Annotated in this window: 19 protein-coding genes and 1 pseudogene; 7 read left to right on the plus strand and 13 right to left on the minus strand. The window is 62.3% G+C overall.

What is annotated here, in order from left to right:
- From EOD15_RS13715 to sppA, 4 genes and pseudogenes are all read right to left on the minus strand, one after another.
- Positions 1-352: pseudogene (locus tag EOD15_RS13715) on the minus strand (ornithine cyclodeaminase family protein); the annotation flags it as partial.
- A 37-nt stretch (positions 353-389) separates the two neighbouring features.
- A complete protein-coding gene (locus tag EOD15_RS13720) occupies positions 390-770 on the minus strand; it encodes a LapA family protein (RefSeq protein WP_127322040.1) in 381 nt (126 codons plus the stop codon).
- A 57-nt stretch (positions 771-827) separates the two neighbouring features.
- Complete coding sequence (locus EOD15_RS13725) at positions 828-1,112, minus strand: integration host factor subunit beta (RefSeq protein ID WP_006200394.1); 285 nt, start codon at positions 1,110-1,112, stop codon at positions 828-830.
- A gap of 82 nt (positions 1,113-1,194) precedes the next feature.
- Positions 1,195-2,151 (minus strand): signal peptide peptidase SppA, encoded by a 957-nt coding sequence (sppA, locus tag EOD15_RS13730; protein ID WP_127269998.1) that lies wholly within the window; start codon positions 2,149-2,151, stop codon positions 1,195-1,197.
- Positions 2,152-2,551: 400 nt separating this feature from the next.
- Here sppA and lptC point away from each other — a divergent pair, with 400 nt between their 5' ends.
- The 6 genes from lptC (at position 2,552) to ptsN (ending at position 7,813) form a co-directional block, all read left to right on the plus strand.
- Complete coding sequence (gene lptC / locus EOD15_RS13735; protein WP_127269996.1) at positions 2,552-3,265, plus strand: LPS export ABC transporter periplasmic protein LptC; 714 nt, start codon at positions 2,552-2,554, stop codon at positions 3,263-3,265.
- Positions 3,252-3,833, plus strand: coding sequence for an LptA/OstA family protein (locus EOD15_RS13740; protein ID WP_023812537.1), 582 nt, complete (start codon positions 3,252-3,254; stop codon positions 3,831-3,833). The genes lptC and EOD15_RS13740 overlap by 14 nt, the downstream gene beginning before the upstream one ends.
- Positions 3,833-4,651, plus strand: coding sequence for an LPS export ABC transporter ATP-binding protein (gene lptB / locus EOD15_RS13745; RefSeq protein ID WP_127322039.1), 819 nt, complete (start codon positions 3,833-3,835; stop codon positions 4,649-4,651). Before EOD15_RS13740 ends, lptB begins: the two co-directional genes overlap by 1 nt.
- Positions 4,652-4,850: 199 nt before the next feature.
- Positions 4,851-6,377: an RNA polymerase factor sigma-54 gene (gene rpoN / locus EOD15_RS13750; RefSeq protein WP_127408562.1), complete on the plus strand. Its 1,527-nt coding sequence runs from the start codon at positions 4,851-4,853 to the stop codon at positions 6,375-6,377.
- Positions 6,378-6,641: 264 nt separating this feature from the next.
- Entirely contained in the window at positions 6,642-7,226 is a 585-nt protein-coding gene (gene raiA, locus EOD15_RS13755) for a ribosome-associated translation inhibitor RaiA (RefSeq protein WP_013529588.1), read from the plus strand.
- Between the two features lie 122 nt (positions 7,227-7,348).
- Entirely contained in the window at positions 7,349-7,813 is a 465-nt protein-coding gene (gene ptsN, locus EOD15_RS13760) for a PTS IIA-like nitrogen regulatory protein PtsN (protein ID WP_013529589.1), read from the plus strand.
- A 67-nt stretch (positions 7,814-7,880) separates the two neighbouring features.
- On the opposite strand, the gene EOD15_RS13765 is transcribed toward ptsN, so the two are convergent.
- Positions 7,881-8,135 (minus strand): DUF1150 family protein, encoded by a 255-nt coding sequence (locus EOD15_RS13765; protein ID WP_023760740.1) that lies wholly within the window; start codon positions 8,133-8,135, stop codon positions 7,881-7,883.
- A 121-nt stretch (positions 8,136-8,256) separates the two neighbouring features.
- Positions 8,257-8,682, minus strand: a complete 426-nt coding sequence (locus EOD15_RS13770) for an Hsp20 family protein (RefSeq protein ID WP_023760739.1) — start codon at positions 8,680-8,682, stop codon at positions 8,257-8,259.
- A 315-nt stretch (positions 8,683-8,997) separates the two neighbouring features.
- Here EOD15_RS13770 and EOD15_RS13775 point away from each other — a divergent pair, with 315 nt between their 5' ends.
- Positions 8,998-9,939 (plus strand): nucleoside hydrolase, encoded by a 942-nt coding sequence (locus EOD15_RS13775; RefSeq protein ID WP_127322584.1) that lies wholly within the window; start codon positions 8,998-9,000, stop codon positions 9,937-9,939.
- 173 nt (positions 9,940-10,112) lie between these two features.
- On the opposite strand, the gene EOD15_RS13780 is transcribed toward EOD15_RS13775, so the two are convergent.
- From EOD15_RS13780 to EOD15_RS13810, 7 genes are all read right to left on the minus strand, one after another.
- The gene (locus EOD15_RS13780; protein ID WP_245463667.1) at positions 10,113-10,385 is read right to left on the minus strand and encodes a hypothetical protein; all 273 of its coding nucleotides are present in this window, start codon (positions 10,383-10,385) and stop codon (positions 10,113-10,115) included.
- 152 nt (positions 10,386-10,537) lie between these two features.
- Positions 10,538-11,152, minus strand: coding sequence for a LysE family translocator (locus EOD15_RS13785; protein ID WP_127267106.1), 615 nt, complete (start codon positions 11,150-11,152; stop codon positions 10,538-10,540).
- A gap of 114 nt (positions 11,153-11,266) precedes the next feature.
- On the minus strand, positions 11,267-12,718 hold the full coding sequence (locus EOD15_RS13790; RefSeq protein WP_127408563.1) for an amidase: 1,452 nt from the start codon (positions 12,716-12,718) through the stop codon (positions 11,267-11,269).
- Between the two features lies 1 nt (position 12,719).
- On the minus strand, positions 12,720-13,625 hold the full coding sequence (locus tag EOD15_RS13795) for a ribokinase (RefSeq protein WP_127408564.1): 906 nt from the start codon (positions 13,623-13,625) through the stop codon (positions 12,720-12,722).
- Positions 13,626-13,778: 153 nt separating this feature from the next.
- Positions 13,779-14,261, minus strand: a complete 483-nt coding sequence (locus EOD15_RS13800) for a hypothetical protein (RefSeq protein ID WP_164762034.1) — start codon at positions 14,259-14,261, stop codon at positions 13,779-13,781.
- Positions 14,236-14,748 carry a hypothetical protein gene (locus tag EOD15_RS13805; protein ID WP_127322478.1) on the minus strand — a complete coding sequence of 171 codons (513 nt, stop codon included), beginning with the start codon at positions 14,746-14,748 and terminating at the stop codon, positions 14,236-14,238. Before EOD15_RS13805 ends, EOD15_RS13800 begins: the two co-directional genes overlap by 26 nt.
- The coding region (locus tag EOD15_RS13810; RefSeq protein WP_127408565.1) for a hypothetical protein at positions 14,715-14,999 on the minus strand (285 nt) is incomplete at its 5' end. The genes EOD15_RS13805 and EOD15_RS13810, both read right to left, overlap by 34 nt.

The raw sequence follows: 14,999 nt of genomic DNA on the forward strand, positions 1-14,999 counted from the left end.
CGGTGCGCCACTGTGTCAGCCGCTGGCCGTCGATCAAGGCCTCGGGTTCGCCGGTGGCGCCATTGAGCAGGAGATAGAGCCCCATCACCGCCGGCTTGCCGATGGCATTGTTGTCGGGGGACACGGTGACGATCTTGACGCCGATGTGACCACCGGTCGATGTGCCGGCCGCGTTGAGGTCGGTCCAGGCCGGCATCAAGAGCAGGGTGGAGGCCGCGCCATCTGGCCGCTCGATCGTATGATGATGCCTGACCGGCTGCACCGCACCGTCGCGGAACGCCGTGCGCAGCGTCTCGACCAGTCCGGCAAAGGTCAGCGCATGGTCGACCTCTGCGGCCGAAATGGTCAGCATGTAAAACTCCGTAGGGACAAAACCGCCGACGGGCGGCTCAAGCGGTTGGCTTCGGCAATGCGGACCCTTGGGCGGACCCTTGGGCGGAGCCTGGGGCCGTTCCCGGAGCCTGGCTTTGCGGTACCGCCGGCGCACGGCTGACCGCCTGGCGCAGGTTCTCGGCTTCGACGCCGCGCTGGCGCGCCAGCTTGCGATAGCGGCCCTGCTTGACCCAGGTTGCCAGGCTGCCGACGATCATGCCGATGGCGAGTGCCAGGAACAGGAAAATGAACAGCGGCAAAGTCAGGGTCAGCTTCGGATTGCCGGGGTTGAACGGATCCAGTGTGAAGGCGACCAGTTCGCGGTTGGCAACGGCGAGCGCGATCAGGATGATCGCCAGGGGCACGAAGATCGCGATGAGCATGAAGCGATTGAACATGATGTTTTCCGTCGGAAGCTGGCCTGTCCGAAAGGCCGTCAGGCGCTGACGTCGCGCCTACTTGCCGCCGTTCAGCCTTTCACGCAGTTCCTTGCCGGTCTTGAAGAACGGCACCCATTTCTCCTCGACCTCGACGGATTCGCCGGTGCGCGGATTGCGGCCGGTGCGGGCGGGACGATTCTTCACCGAAAAAGCGCCGAAGCCTCGCAACTCGACCCGGTTGCCTTCGGCAAGGGCGTCGGTGATTTCATCGAAGATGGCGCCGACGATGTTTTCGACGTCGCGCAGGAAAAGATGCGGATTGCGCGTGGCAATAATCTGCACAAGTTCGGACTTGATCATGAGACGGGTCCCCGTGAAAGCAGTGCGGTCAAAATTATGAGGATGATTTTATTTGCTTTTTTCACTTGCCCCAAACGGCATTTCAAGGGTGCCAGACGGAAACGAGACCGTCAAGAAACAAGCGGTCGGCTCCGAGTTCATGGATGACGTCGCCGCTGTAGGCGGGCAGGCCGAGCGCACTGCCGATGGTTTGCGCCATCGCTTTCGAGAACAGGAAGCCGCCGCGCTGTTCGGTATCCTTCCACTCGACGACCTTGAGCTTGGCATCGACGCCCTTGGTCGCCAGCCAGTCGACCGCTACCGCCTCGCCGCCGACGGCGTCGATCAGCCCGTTGGCAACGCCCTGACGACCGGTGAATATCGAGCCGTCGGCAAGCGCCAGTGCTTGTTCGCGGGTCATCTTGCGGCGTTCGGCGACGATGTCGACGAACCAGTTGTAACTGTCGAGGATGAGTTTGCGGACCATGGCGCGCTCGTCGTCATTGGTCGGCTTGAAGGGAGAGGGCGCGGCTTTCAGCGGTGAGGATTTCACTTCCTCCAGCTTGACGCCGAGTTTGTCCATCAGGCCGCTGACGTCGGGATACTGGATCAGCACGCCGATCGAGCCGACGATCGAGGTCTTGCGGGCAACGATGTGATCGGCGGCACTGGCGATCATATAGCCCGCCGATGCGGCGAGCGTGCCGACTTCCGCCACCACCGGCTTGTCGGCGGCCAGCTTGCGCACTTCTTCATAGATCGACTCACCGCCGACGGTGGTGCCGCCAGGCGAATCGATCGACAGGATCACGCCCTTCACCTTCGATGAAAGACGGATGGTTTCCAGCCGCTTGATCAGTTCCTCGTCCTCGGTGATCGTGCCTTCGATCTTGACCTTGGCAATATGGTCGACCGTCGAGCCGCCGAAATCGTCGCCATAGAACCAGGTTGAAAGCGCAATCACCCCAAGGGCTACGATGCCTATGGCGACGACGCGCCAGAATGTCAGCTTGCGCCGCAAACGGCGGCGGTCGATCAGGTCGTCGGCTCTCAGTGCCATGGTCAGCCTTTCAGTCGGCGGGAGGAGACGCTTTTAGACCATGATCCGCCCATCTGGAAGCAGTTCTCTTTTGCGTATGGCGAGACAAGTCAGCACCTGGACGTGAGGTGGCCACCCCGTCGACAGTCGGCCAGCCTCGGCTAGGCGCTCTACAAGTATTGGTCTGCTCACATGTTTGTGCAATCGCCCCAGGTCGGCGACGAGACCGACGAAGGATAAATTTTACGCCGCGTGTCTGTTTCTGCTATGGAGAACACGCAGTTGTGCGGACCTCGTTTTCGTCTGTACAAAGGCGGCTGTCACATTTTTGCAGTTTTCGTGGGCTTGTGCTTGCTTGAAAGCGCCGGCGTCCCACCTATAGGCGGTGCTCAAGGGTGGGCAGGGTTAAAGAAAGCAGTGAATGTTAGCGCGACCGATTGAACCGACCAACGCCGAGGCGGTGTTGGCTCCCCCGGCGGACGGCCGGACGCGCGGCGACGCTTTCGACCGTGCACAGCGTCATTCGCGCCGCGTGCGCGTTCTCAAATTTGCCGTGCCGGTGGCCGCGGCACTGATAGCGGTCGCTTTCCCGGTCTATTCCTATCTTGCCGCACCCGTCGCCGTGAAGGTTCAGGCGGAAGGCACTGCCTTTTCCAACGGCAAGCTGGTGATGGCCAATCCCAAGCTCAACGGTTTCACCAAGCAGAAGCAGCCTTATTCGATGACGGCGCTGCGTGCCATTCAGGATGTCAGCACGCAAGGTATCATCGAGCTGGAAGGCATCGACGCCAAGGTGCCGATCGCGCCCGACAATGTGGCGGCGGTCAAGGCCTCGCACGGCACCTACGATCGCGACGGCAATACGATGAACCTGACCAGCGACGTGACGATCACCACGACCGACGGCATGCAGGCCAAGTTCAAATCGGTCTTCCTCGACATGGGCAAAGGCACTATGAAGACGGGAGATCCCGTCGATGTCAGCCGTGGCGGGTCGCGGATCACGGCGGATACGATGTCGGTCCAGGACAATGGCAAGGTTCTGGTTTTCGAGAACAAAGTGCGCGTCAACATCGATTCCACCGCCTTGAAGGCGGCACAGGGAAACAGCGGAGAAACCAATGCGGCTCAGTAGTTCGACGCGGCTCGCGGCTGCAACTTCAGCGTTGCTGCTGCTCGGACTCGTGCCGTCATGGGCGCAGACGACCAGTCAATCAGGCCTCAAACTGTCCGGCGACAAGCCGATCCAGATCGAGAGCGACAAGCTGGAAGTCCGCCAGGCCGACAGTGTCGCCATCTTCACGGGCAATGTCAGCGTCGTCCAGGGGCCGACATTGATGAAGGCCGGCAAGATGACGGTCTACTACGTCAAGGACCCCAACGCCGCTGCCAAGGGCACGGAGGCCGCGGGTGCGGCGATGACGGGCTCGGCCAACATCGATCACCTGGAGATCTCCGACAAGGTTTACATCAAGTCGGATGCGCAGGTCGCGACAGGCGATCAAGGCAGCTTCGATATGAAGAGCCAGGTGCTGGTGCTTTCGGGCAAAAAGGTCGTTCTGTCGCAAAACGACAACGTTCTGGTGGGCTGCAAGCTTACCGTGCAGATGAAAAGCGGGCTGGCTCAGGTGGATCCATGCGCTGGGCAACGCGTCCAGATGTCGATCACGCCGCCGCCGAAATCGGGAGCGACGAACCCCTGATGGCCAGCCTGTCGTCGCTGACGGCGCGTCTTCCGGGACAGGCCGCCGGCAAGCTTTCGGCGTCGGCCACGGTGACCGTCGATGCGGGAAAGTTCAAGGGAACCCTGATCGCCAAGGGTTTGACCAAGAGCTACAAGGGCCGCAAGGTCGTCAGCGGCGTCACCATCGGCGTGCGCGCCGGCGAGGCCGTTGGACTGCTCGGCCCCAACGGCGCCGGCAAGACGACCTGTTTCTACATGGTTACCGGCCTCGTGCCGGTGGATGAAGGCACGATCGAGATCGACGGCTTCGACGTCACATCGATGCCGATGTACCGTCGCGCACGCCTCGGCATCGGCTATCTGCCGCAGGAAGCGTCGATCTTCCGCGGCCTCAATGTCGAGCAGAATATCCGCGCGGTGCTGGAAGTGGTCGAAAAGGACCGCAAGGTGCGCGAGCGCAATCTCGACGAACTGCTCGAGGAATTCCACATCAGCCATCTGCGCAAGGCGCCATCCATGTCGCTTTCGGGCGGCGAGCGGCGACGCCTGGAAATCGCGCGGGCGCTGGCGACACGTCCGGCCTACATGCTGCTCGACGAGCCTTTCGCCGGCATCGATCCGATCGCCGTCGCCGATATCCAGCAACTGGTGCGCCACCTGACGGCGCGCGGCATCGGCGTCCTCATCACCGATCACAATGTGCGCGAAACGCTCGGCCTCATCGACCGCGCCTACATCATCCATGCCGGCCAGGTGCTGACCCATGGAAGGGCCGACGAAGTGGTGGCAAACCCGGATGTGCGGCGACTCTACCTCGGCGAGGGTTTTACGCTCTGAGCGTGAAATTTGTTTCCTGACACGATTTTTGCGGTTCGCGCGGCGCTTTTTTCTCGATTTTGCTCCGGGATAACGCTCCGGTAAGCGCGTTTTGCTACCAATTGCCTTGACAAGCAAAAGCCGGGCCAGTTTTTATGGCCGGCTGCAAAATTCTTGCCCGGAAGTCGGGATGCGTAGACGAGGCGTTTGAAACCGAACCATGGCGTTGGCGGCCAAACTACAGCTACGACAATCGCAGTCGCTGGTGATGACGCCGCAGCTGATGCAGTCGATTCGGCTGCTGCAGTTCACCCATGTCGAGCTTGAGCATTTCATCGACGATGAAATCGAGCGCAATCCGCTGCTGGAGCGCGCCGAGCCGCAGGACGATGCCGCCAGCGACCAGGCGCAGAAGATCGAGCCGGAGCCGCAAGCCAGCGCCGAAGGCGACTGGTTCGAAAACGAGACGCAGTGGAGCGCCGAGGCGATCTCGGACAAGCTCGACACGTCGCTGGAAAACCTGTTCCCCGACGACCCGGGCACCAGCGAGCGGCTCGGTCCCGACCTGACGGCACAATGGAAATCGGCTTCGGGCAATGGCGCGGGTTCCTCATCCGAGTGGTTTGATGCGGGCGATATGGCGACTGCTGCGATCACGCTGCGCGACCATGTCGGTGAGCAGGTGGCGCTAGCCTTCACTGACCCGGCTGCACGGCTGATCGCCGCCGAACTCGCCGACGGCCTTGACGAGACCGGCTATCTGCGTGCCGACCTGGTCGAGATCGCCGCTCGTCTCGGTGCGGATGCCGCTGCCGTGGCGAAGGTGCTGGCGGTGTGTCAAACCTTCGAGCCGGCTGGCCTGTTTGCCCGCGACCTGGCCGAATGCCTGTCGCTGCAACTTGCGGTGCGCAACCGGCTCGATCCGGCGATGAAGGCGCTGGTCGCCAATCTCGAACTCCTGGCACGACGTGACTTTCATGCATTGAAACGGATATGCGGTGTCGACGAGGAGGATCTGCTCGACATGCTGGCAGAGATCCGGGCGCTCGATCCCCGGCCGGGCATGGCGTTTTCGGGCGGCGCCAGCGACGCGATCGTCGCCGATGTCGAGGTGCGCGCGGCCAATGACGGCAGCTGGACGGTCGAACTCAATGCCGAAACGCTGCCGCGGGTCTTGGTCGACCATATCTATTTCGCCCAGGTCTCGCCGCAGGCCAAGAACCAGGCGGAAAAGGATTTTCTGGCCGAATGCCTGCAGAACGCCAACTGGCTGACGCGCAGCCTCGACCAGCGGGCAAAGACCATCCTCAAGGTCGCCTCGGAAATCGTTCGCCAGCAGGATGCCTTCCTCGTCCATGGCGTGCGGCAGCTGAAGCCGCTCAATCTGCGCACGGTGGCCGACGCCATCGGCATGCACGAATCGACGGTCAGCCGGGTCACAGCCAACAAATACATGCTGACGCCGCGCGGCGTGTTCGAGCTTCGCTACTTCTTCACCGCCTCGATCGCCGCGTCGGGCGGCGGCGATGCGCATTCCTCGGAAGCCGTGCGTGACCGCATCAAGCAGTTGATCGACGAGGAAAAACCCGTCGACGTGCTTTCCGACGACGCGATCGTCGACATGTTGCGCGAAAGTGGCGTCGATATTGCAAGACGTACGGTCGCCAAGTACCGGGAAGGCATGAATATCCCCTCTTCGGTGCAGCGCCGACGCGAGAAACGGGCGATGGCCAGCGCCGGGCGCTGAGCGGGTCGATTTTCCACAGGCCGGCACTTCATTGACAAGCCGCGGTGAAGTGGCTAGAAGCCCGCCCGCATGAGACGGGCTAGATGCCCGCATGCGGATGGTCCGTCACGACGTTGGCCTCGGGACGGTCAAAGGGCGGCTTGTGATCAACCGGAAAGTTTGGATTTAAAATCGGCGCAAGTGACGCCGCAAAGCTTGTGCGCACGGATCACGAGTATAAACTCGGGCCAGTTTGAAGCCTGAGCAAGGAAGGTCAGTTTTCAGATGAATCTGCGCATATCGGGAAAACACATGGATATCGGCGATGCGTTTCGGACACGCATCAATGATCGCGTCGGCGAAGCGATCGGCAAATATTTCGATCGCGGCTTTGCCGGACATGTCACGGTCATCAAATCGGGCTCGCGCTATTCGGCGGACTGCATGATCCGGCTGGATTCCGGCGCTTCGCTGCAGGCCACCGGCGATGCCCAGGATCCGACGCTAGCCTTCGAGGCGGCGGCGGACCGTCTGGAAACCCGCCTGAGGCGCTACAAGCGCAGGCTGAAATCGCACAACTCGGGCGCCGCCAACGGCCAGCCGACCGACATCGCCTACACGGTGATGGCGCCGCTTGCCGATGACGACGAGGACATTCCGGAGAATTTTGCGCCCGCCATCGTCGCCGAATCAACCATGACGCTGAAGACCATGTCGGTGGCGTCGGCGGTCATCGAGCTCGACACCAAGGACAGCCCGGTCTTTGTCTTCCGCAATGCGGGAACCGACCATCTCAACATCGTCTATCGCCGACCCGATGGAAATATCGGCTGGATCGACCCGTCGACGACCAAGGTCGCGCAAGCGTGACGACAAGGGTCGCACAGTGACGACAAGGGTCGCACAGTGACGACAAGGGTCGCACGGCAATAAGAGCCGGCCGCACGAGGGGTGGGGACTGGTGACGGCAGGCGAACAAGGGATTTTCAAGCATGGATCTGAGCGATCTTATCAACGTTCCGGCGATACTGCCGGCGTTGAAAGCGAACTCCAAGAAGCAGCTGCTGCAACTGCTGTCCGAACGGGCAGCGGCGATTTCCGGCATTCCGGAGCGGGAGGTGTTCGACACCATCCTCCAGCGTGAGCGGCTGGGTTCGACCGGCGTCGGCAACGGCATCGCCATTCCGCACGGCAAGCTGGCCGGCGTGAAGCGCATCGCAGGTGTTTTCGCCCGGCTGGAGACGCCTGTCGATTTCGAATCGCTGGACGATCAGCCCGTCGATCTGGTGTTTCTGCTGCTGGCGCCGGAAGGGGCGGGCGCCGACCACCTCAAGGCACTGTCGCGCATCGCGCGGGTCCTGCGCGATGCCGACACGGTGGCCAAGATCAGGGGTACGCGCGACGCCGCCGCTATCCACGCGCTTTTGTCGGACACCCAGGCTTCGCACGCGGCCTGAATTTCGAGAATGATATCGCTACAGGGCCGCCATGGGCGGCCCTTTCCGTTTCAGCCGGAAATCGCTGTCAGTGAATGGCGACGGTGGTCAGGTCGTTTTCCATGGCGCCGGCCAGAGCGCGGTCACGCGCATCGGAAAGCAGGATCGGCTGACCATTGGCGGCAAACAAGGCCCACAGTTCCATGCCGGGGGCGATTTCGCCGAGATTGGGGAAACGGCCGAGCAATTCGTCGCTCGAGACCTTTCTGAGATAAGCGACCGAGCCTTCGCCGAGATGAGCGAATTCGCCATTGGTCATGGTGATATTTTCAGTTCTGGTCATTTCAAAGCCTCCTTGGCGCGAGGACGCCGCTCAAGGCCATCCCGCATGAGAGCCATTTCAATTTGCTGCATCGTGCTTTCGGAAAGTCGGAGCCGATTTCCGGCCGATGCAGTGGTAAAGATCAGTCTTTCACCGATATGTTTATTTTCCGTACCAGCCGTTCGGACTCCGGCCGATCGAGGTCGATCGACAAAAGACCGTTCTTCAACTCCGCCGCGATCACCCGCATGCCGTCGGCCAGCACGAAACAGCGCTGGAACTGGCGCGCGGCGATGCCGCGATGAAGAAATTCGCGCTCGGTGTCGTCGGTCTGACGGCCGCGCACGACCAACTGGTTTTCCTCCGTGGTGACATCGAGATCGCTTTCGGCGAAACCGGCGACCGCCAATGTAATGCGCAACCTTTCGGTCTTGCCGTCGGCGCCGCTGAGGCGTTCGATGTTGTAGGGAGGGTAGCTGTCGCCGGATTTCGCCAGGCGTTCCAGGGTCTTTTCCATGGCGTCGAAACCAAGGAGAAGCGGGCTGGAAAAGGGCGTCATTCGGCTCATGTTACACTGTCCTCTCAAGAGCGACATAAAGTGGAAAAACCCAGATGGCATTTTTCCCGATGGCCTTGATATGGTCCGCCCCGCGACCAAGTTCAAGCCGTCAACAGACCCGCCCAAAAAGACCAGGCGTGGACTCACAGGAATGATCGACATGGCGCTTGAAACGGCGAGCAGATGCAAGGAGAAGCGCGCAGGTCGGGGATTGTCTTCCCCGGTCGAGCGGTTCGACATGGCAGCTCGCGACCGCTTCGGCGTCATTTGGATGTTTCGATCGGATCGGTTCAAGCCCACGACCTCGCCAAACAAGGAATTGAAATGCCCCAATCACGCAAGATCATCATCGACACGGATCCCGGTCAGGATGATGCCGTCGCCATATTGCTGGCGCTCGGCAGCTCCGAACTGGAGATCGTCGGCATATCAGCCGTTGCCGGAAACGTGCCGCTGAAGCTTACCGAAAAGAATGCCCGCAAGATCTGCGAGTTGGCTGGCCGTCCGGACATCAAGGTCTATGCCGGCGCCATCCGGCCCCTGATGCGCGAACTGGTCACCGCGGAGGAAGTGCATGGCAAGACCGGTCTCAACGGACCGCAATTGCCCGAACCGACGATGAAGCTGCAGGACCAGTACGCGGTCGATTTCATCGTCGAGACGCTGATGGGGGAAGAAAGCGGCACGATCACGCTTTGCGCACTCGGCCCGCTCACCAACATTGCGCTGGCGCTGATCCGCGAGCCGCGCATTGCACCGCGCATCAAGGAAATCGTGCTGATGGGCGGCGGCTTCTTCGAAGGCGGCAATGTCACCCCGACCGCCGAATTCAACATCTACGTCGATCCGCAGGCCGCCGATGTCGTGCTCAAATCCGGCATTCCGATCGTGATGATGCCCCTCGATGTCACCCATAAGGCGCTGACCACCGCCAAGCGCACGCAAACCTTCCGCGCGCTCGGCACCAAGGTCGGCACCGCCACCGCCGAGATGCTGGAATTCTTCGAGCGCTTCGACGAGGAGAAATACGGCACCGACGGCGGCCCGCTGCACGACCCCTGCGTCATCGCCTATCTGTTGAAGCCGGACCTGTTCAAGGGCCGCAACTGCAACGTCAGCGTGGAAACCGCCTCGGAACTGACCATGGGCATGACCGTGATCGACTGGTGGGGCGTCACCAAACGGCCGAAGAACGCCATGGTGATGCGCGACATCGACCATGACGGCTTTTTCGCGTTGCTGGTGGAGAGGTTGGGGCGGCTTTAGGGCCTCTTTGCCTTCTCCCCCTGTGGGAGAATGTGTCGCCGAAGGTGACGGATGAGGGGTGCTCCAGGAAACGCCAACGTCTCACTCCGCTGGAACACCCCCTCATCCGTCTCGGCGCTGTGCGCCGATCCACCTTCTCCCACAGGGGGAGAAGGAACAGCACTCGTCGCCGTTCACTCTGAAAATCGATAAAAGACGACGCCATTATCACGCGTGACACGCTCCAATTTTGCCGACGCGCCGATCAAATGTGGGCGGTCGTCATCGACAAGAATGGACGAACCGGTTTCGAAGGCAACCAGATAAAGCGTGCGGTCGTGGTCTGAATGGACGCTTTTGACCGTTGCGCCGATTGGCTCGACCAACCGGATGGGGCTTGCGTCATTCCTCCATCTAAGAAGAGCCGAGGAAATAATCACCGCGAACAGAGCGGCGATCAGAATCACGCCGGGCACGTTCCTTTTTATGTCAGCGTAAGTCCACGACATCGACGTGAATCCCCCAACCGCCGATTCATGTGGTGGACAGAAGGCCGACTTTCAATCGGCCTCCCTGTTTCAGGAAATTGCTGTTAGTGTCCCGGCTTGTCGGCGCGCTGTTACTTTGCCTTTGAAAGCGCCAGCCACAGGCCGCCGCCGACCATGAAGCTGCCGCTGATCCTCGACAAAAGCTTGATGCGGCCGGCCGACAGCAGGCGCCCGGCGCGGCCGGCGGCCAGCGCATAGGTCGAATCCGAGAAGGCGGCGAAGATCATGGCGGTCAGGCCCATGATGGCGATCTGCAGCGAATAGTTGCCTTGCGGCGAAATGAACTGCGGAAAGAAGGCGCCGAAGAAGATCAACGTCTTGGGGTTGCTGAGCGCCACCAGCAGGCCCTGCAGGAAGAAGCCGCCGCGCGGTTTCCTGGCCGTTCCATCGGCGTTCAGCGTGCCTTTGGAACGGAACATCTGCACACCCATCCAGATCAGATAGGCGGCGCCGATCAGCCGCACCCACTCGAACCAGTGGCCCATGCCCGAGATCAGTGTGTTGAGGCCGATGCCGACGATGGCGATCATCACGGCAAGCCCTGCCTGCGTGCCGGCGACATTGGCGAGACCGGCGCGGGAGCCATGGCGGATGCTGTTGGCGATGATCAGCGTGACCGTTGGGCCCGGCACCAGGATAATGACGATGCAAGCCAGGACATAGGCGGCGTAGAGTTCCAGCGACATGATTTTTCCCCAGGAATGCCGCCGATGCGGCGCGGCTTGAGGACAATCAATGCATAGCAGCGCAGCCGGTGCAAGCCGCTAACTAGCGCCCTGCGACACGCCAGTCCGCCCGGTTCAGGCGCCGGTCTGCCAAGGCAGCGTTGCCTCATAGGCCGCCGCCGCCTTCAGCACGGCGAGGTCGCCGCGCGGCCGGCCGATCAGTTGCATGCCCATCGGTCGGCCCCTATCGTCGAAGCCGACCGGCACGTTGGCCGCCGGGCAGCCGCCCAAGGTCGCGAAGGCGGAAACCTGCATCCAGCGGTGATAGCTGTCCATTGCGCGTCCGGCGACCTCACGCGGCCAATGCGTATCGACATCGAAGGGGAAGACCTGCGCGGTCGGCAGCGCAATCAGATCATAGCGATCGAAGATCGACAGCAGCGTGCGATGCCAGGATGTACGGGTCACGGAGGCGGCGCGGATCTGTGGCGCCGTCAGCCGCATTGCGTTCTCCACTTCCCAGATGGCTTCCGGCTTGAGCAGGCGGCGCTTCGCGGGATCGTCATAGTGGGTCTTGAGCGCACAGCCGCTGCTGGCCTGGCGCAGCGTCACGAAGGCCTGCCACAGCGCTTCGAAATCGAAATCCGGCAGCAGGGGTTCGCTAGGGAAGGATGCATCTGCAAAGCGGCCAAGTGCTGCCTCGCACAGTCCGAGGATGCCGGGTTCGATCGGCAGATGACCGCCGAGGTCACCGAGCCAGGCGATGCGGCCAGCAGTTGCCGGTATTCCAAGCCCTTCGAGGAACGAGCCGGGTTTCTCGTAGGACAATGGCGCGTGCGGGTGGTAACCGGCCTGCACATCGAGCAGCAGTGCCATGTCACGGACGTTGCGGCCCATCGGCCCCTCGACGCCCATCTGCGCATGAAAGATCTCTAAATCCGGTCCGCCGGGAACAAGTCCTTGCGACGGGCGGAAGCCAAAAACATTGTTCCAGGCGGCCGGGTTGCGCAGCGAGCCGCCGAAGTCGCTGCCATCGGCGACGGGCACCATGTCGAGCGCCAGGGCCACCGCCGCGCCGCCGCTCGAGCCGCCGGCGGTCAGGGCCGGATCGAAGGCGTTCAGCGTCGGCCCGAACACGGCGTTGTAGGTGTTGGAGCCGAGCCCGAATTCGGGGACGTTGGTCTTGCCGATGATAATGGCGCCGGCATTGCGAATGCGCTCGACGAAGAAATCGTCTTCCTGCGGCACGAAATCGGCGAAGATCGGCGAGCCGAAGGAGGTCCTGAGGCCCGTGGTCGAGGCGAGATCCTTGATGGCGATCGGCATGCCGAAGAGCGGACCTGCCGCTTCGGCCCGCGACAGGCTGGCATCGGCCGCATCGGCTTCGCGCAGGATATCGGCGCGATCGCGCAAGGAGACGATGGCGTTGACCAGCGGATTGACCGCCTCGATGCGATCGAGGAATGCCGCCACCACCTCGCGCACGGAAAGCTCTCTCTCCCGGATCGCGCCGGCGAGTTCGACCGCGGACAGGCGGCAGATGTCGCTTGCCGGCTGCACGGCATGTTTCGTTTGAGGACGCAGCATTTTAATGGGTTTCCTGCAGCGCCTGATCGACGTCTTTGGCGAGCGGGATCGCCGGTTGGGCGCCAGGCTTCAGGCAGGCCAGCGAACCGGCCGCGCCAGCGCGCGCCAGCGCCTGTTCGAGCGCGAGGCCCGACGACAGGCTGGCGGCGAAATAGCCGCAGAACGTGTCGCCGGCGCCGACCGTGTCGACAGGCGTTATCTTGCGCGCAGCAACGGCCAGGAACTCGGTCGGTGTCGCCGCCATCACGCCGTCGCCGCCGAGCGTGACGACGACGATGCGGCCGGTCTTTCCGGCAAAGTCGCGCATGCGGGCCGCCCGGTCGCGGCCTTGCAGCGACAGCGCTTCGCCATAGAGGTCGAACTCGGTTTCGTTGGCGACGATATAGTCCGCCTTGTCGAGAAAGCCGGCTGCCTGCCCCTGGAAAGGCGCCGTGTTGAGCACGGTGATGGCGCCGGCCGCCCTTGCCTGGTCGAGGGCGGAATCGACGGTGGCCAGCGGAATCTCATTTTGCAGCAGCACGACGTCGCCTTTTTTCAGAAAGGCCTTGGAGAGATCGCCGGGGACCACGGAAGCGTTGGCGCCCGGCACCACGGCGATGATGTTTTCGCCGTCGTCGGCGACCATGATCAGTGCCGTGCCGGTCGAGGCGTGAGTCTCGGCAACGCCGGACAGGTCGACCTTGCCGTCGCGCAGCAATGCCAGTGCCTCGGCGGCGAAGCTGTCCCTGCCGACGGCGCCAACCATGCGCACCGAGGCGCCGGCGCGTGCGGCGGCCAGCGCCTGGTTGGCGCCCTTGCCCCCGGGCGCGGTGGTGAAGGCTGAGCCGCCCACCGTCTCGCCGGGGCTCGGCAAGCGGTCGACCTTGGCGATAAGGTCGAGGTTGATCGAGCCGATGACGATAATCAAGCAGGGCCTCCTGGCAACGCAAATTCAAAATATCGGAGCGTCTTCGTGCGTCCGGACGAACGCAGATCGTTCCGATTGCGTGAAAGCTAACCTGTAAGGCCGCGGCTTGCCAGACCACGCGCATGGTCCAGTCCGATTTGAGGTGTCGTGGCCTTATTCGCAGCGCACGGTGACCGTGCCCTGATAATCGCCGGCGGGAAAGATACCGCTCGACTTGGTGGCGGTGAGGTCGACCTGCATCGCGTGGGTGCCGTTGGCAACCCTCTGCGGCACACTTCCGTTGACATCGGTTCCCGAACCATCGAGGCGGAAGACTGAAGCGAAGGTCACGTTGGTGCCGCCGCCGCTCGGCGCGGAGGAGAATGCGGCAGGCGCCGGCGCCGAAACCGAATAGCAGTCAAGCAAGTTAAGTATCGAGCACAACAGGGAATTTGCCACCACGGTGGCGCTGGCGCTCGATCCGCCTGCCTGTTTGGAGCCCAGTATGCTGATGGCGGGATTGGCCTTCATCGTTCCGGACGCCCCGACCATGATGGTGCAGGTGCCGATGATCGCCGCCTGCGCCGGAAGGCAGGAACCGGCAAGTGCCGCCATCGCAAGCAGCGCGCGGCTACTGCTTCTTCTTTTTCTTGCCATCGCCATTTCCGGTCCTGATGCTCCAGCCTTCATTGGCCCACCCCGGTGACGCGGCCGTGGAAGCGCTGGCGGCCACGCTCGCCGTCTGGCCGTCGGCGCCGAGGCCCATTTTGAGGAGCTTCAGTTCCAACTGCAGGCGCTCGACCTCAAGCTCATAGAGACGGCTGCAATCGACGCGCTTCGGCGTACGCCCGATCGGGATCACCACCCGGCCGTAAGTGGCGACATCATTGTCGGACTGGCTGTTGCCTCTGATAACGCCGAGATCGACATAGGCCCCGGAGCCGGAGACGGCGGAACGGCATGTGGTGCCGTCCGCGGCACGGACCTCGTCCTGGCCCTGAGGCAAGGTAACACCGGGCAGGTTGAAGCCGCTCTCATTCTGGTTGAGGTTATAGACGTCCTCGGCCCCGGCCGGCGAGGCACCCGCCCAAGCAGCCGCGAGCGCCAGTGTCAGGACTTGCGGCGCCCGAAGAACTTTCCGCATATCTGTGCCCTTATCTGCGTTTGTTGATTGGGAAAGGGAATGCTTTCGGTACAGATACGCACTTTACGCTCGCCGGCGCCATCAAAGGGCACGACCACAAGGACAGAACGGGAAGCCTGGGAAGCCAGCTGGAAGACATTTGGAGAGATTCTGGCATCTACCGGCTGAAAATCCTGATCGTAGACGTGGATTTCGACCCGGATCTTCCTGTCGTAGGGATTGGCAGGGAAGATGCGGACCGCGAAGACGTC

The organism is Mesorhizobium sp. M7A.T.Ca.US.000.02.2.1, assembly GCF_003996995.1.
GTDB lineage: Bacteria > Pseudomonadota > Alphaproteobacteria > Rhizobiales > Rhizobiaceae > Mesorhizobium.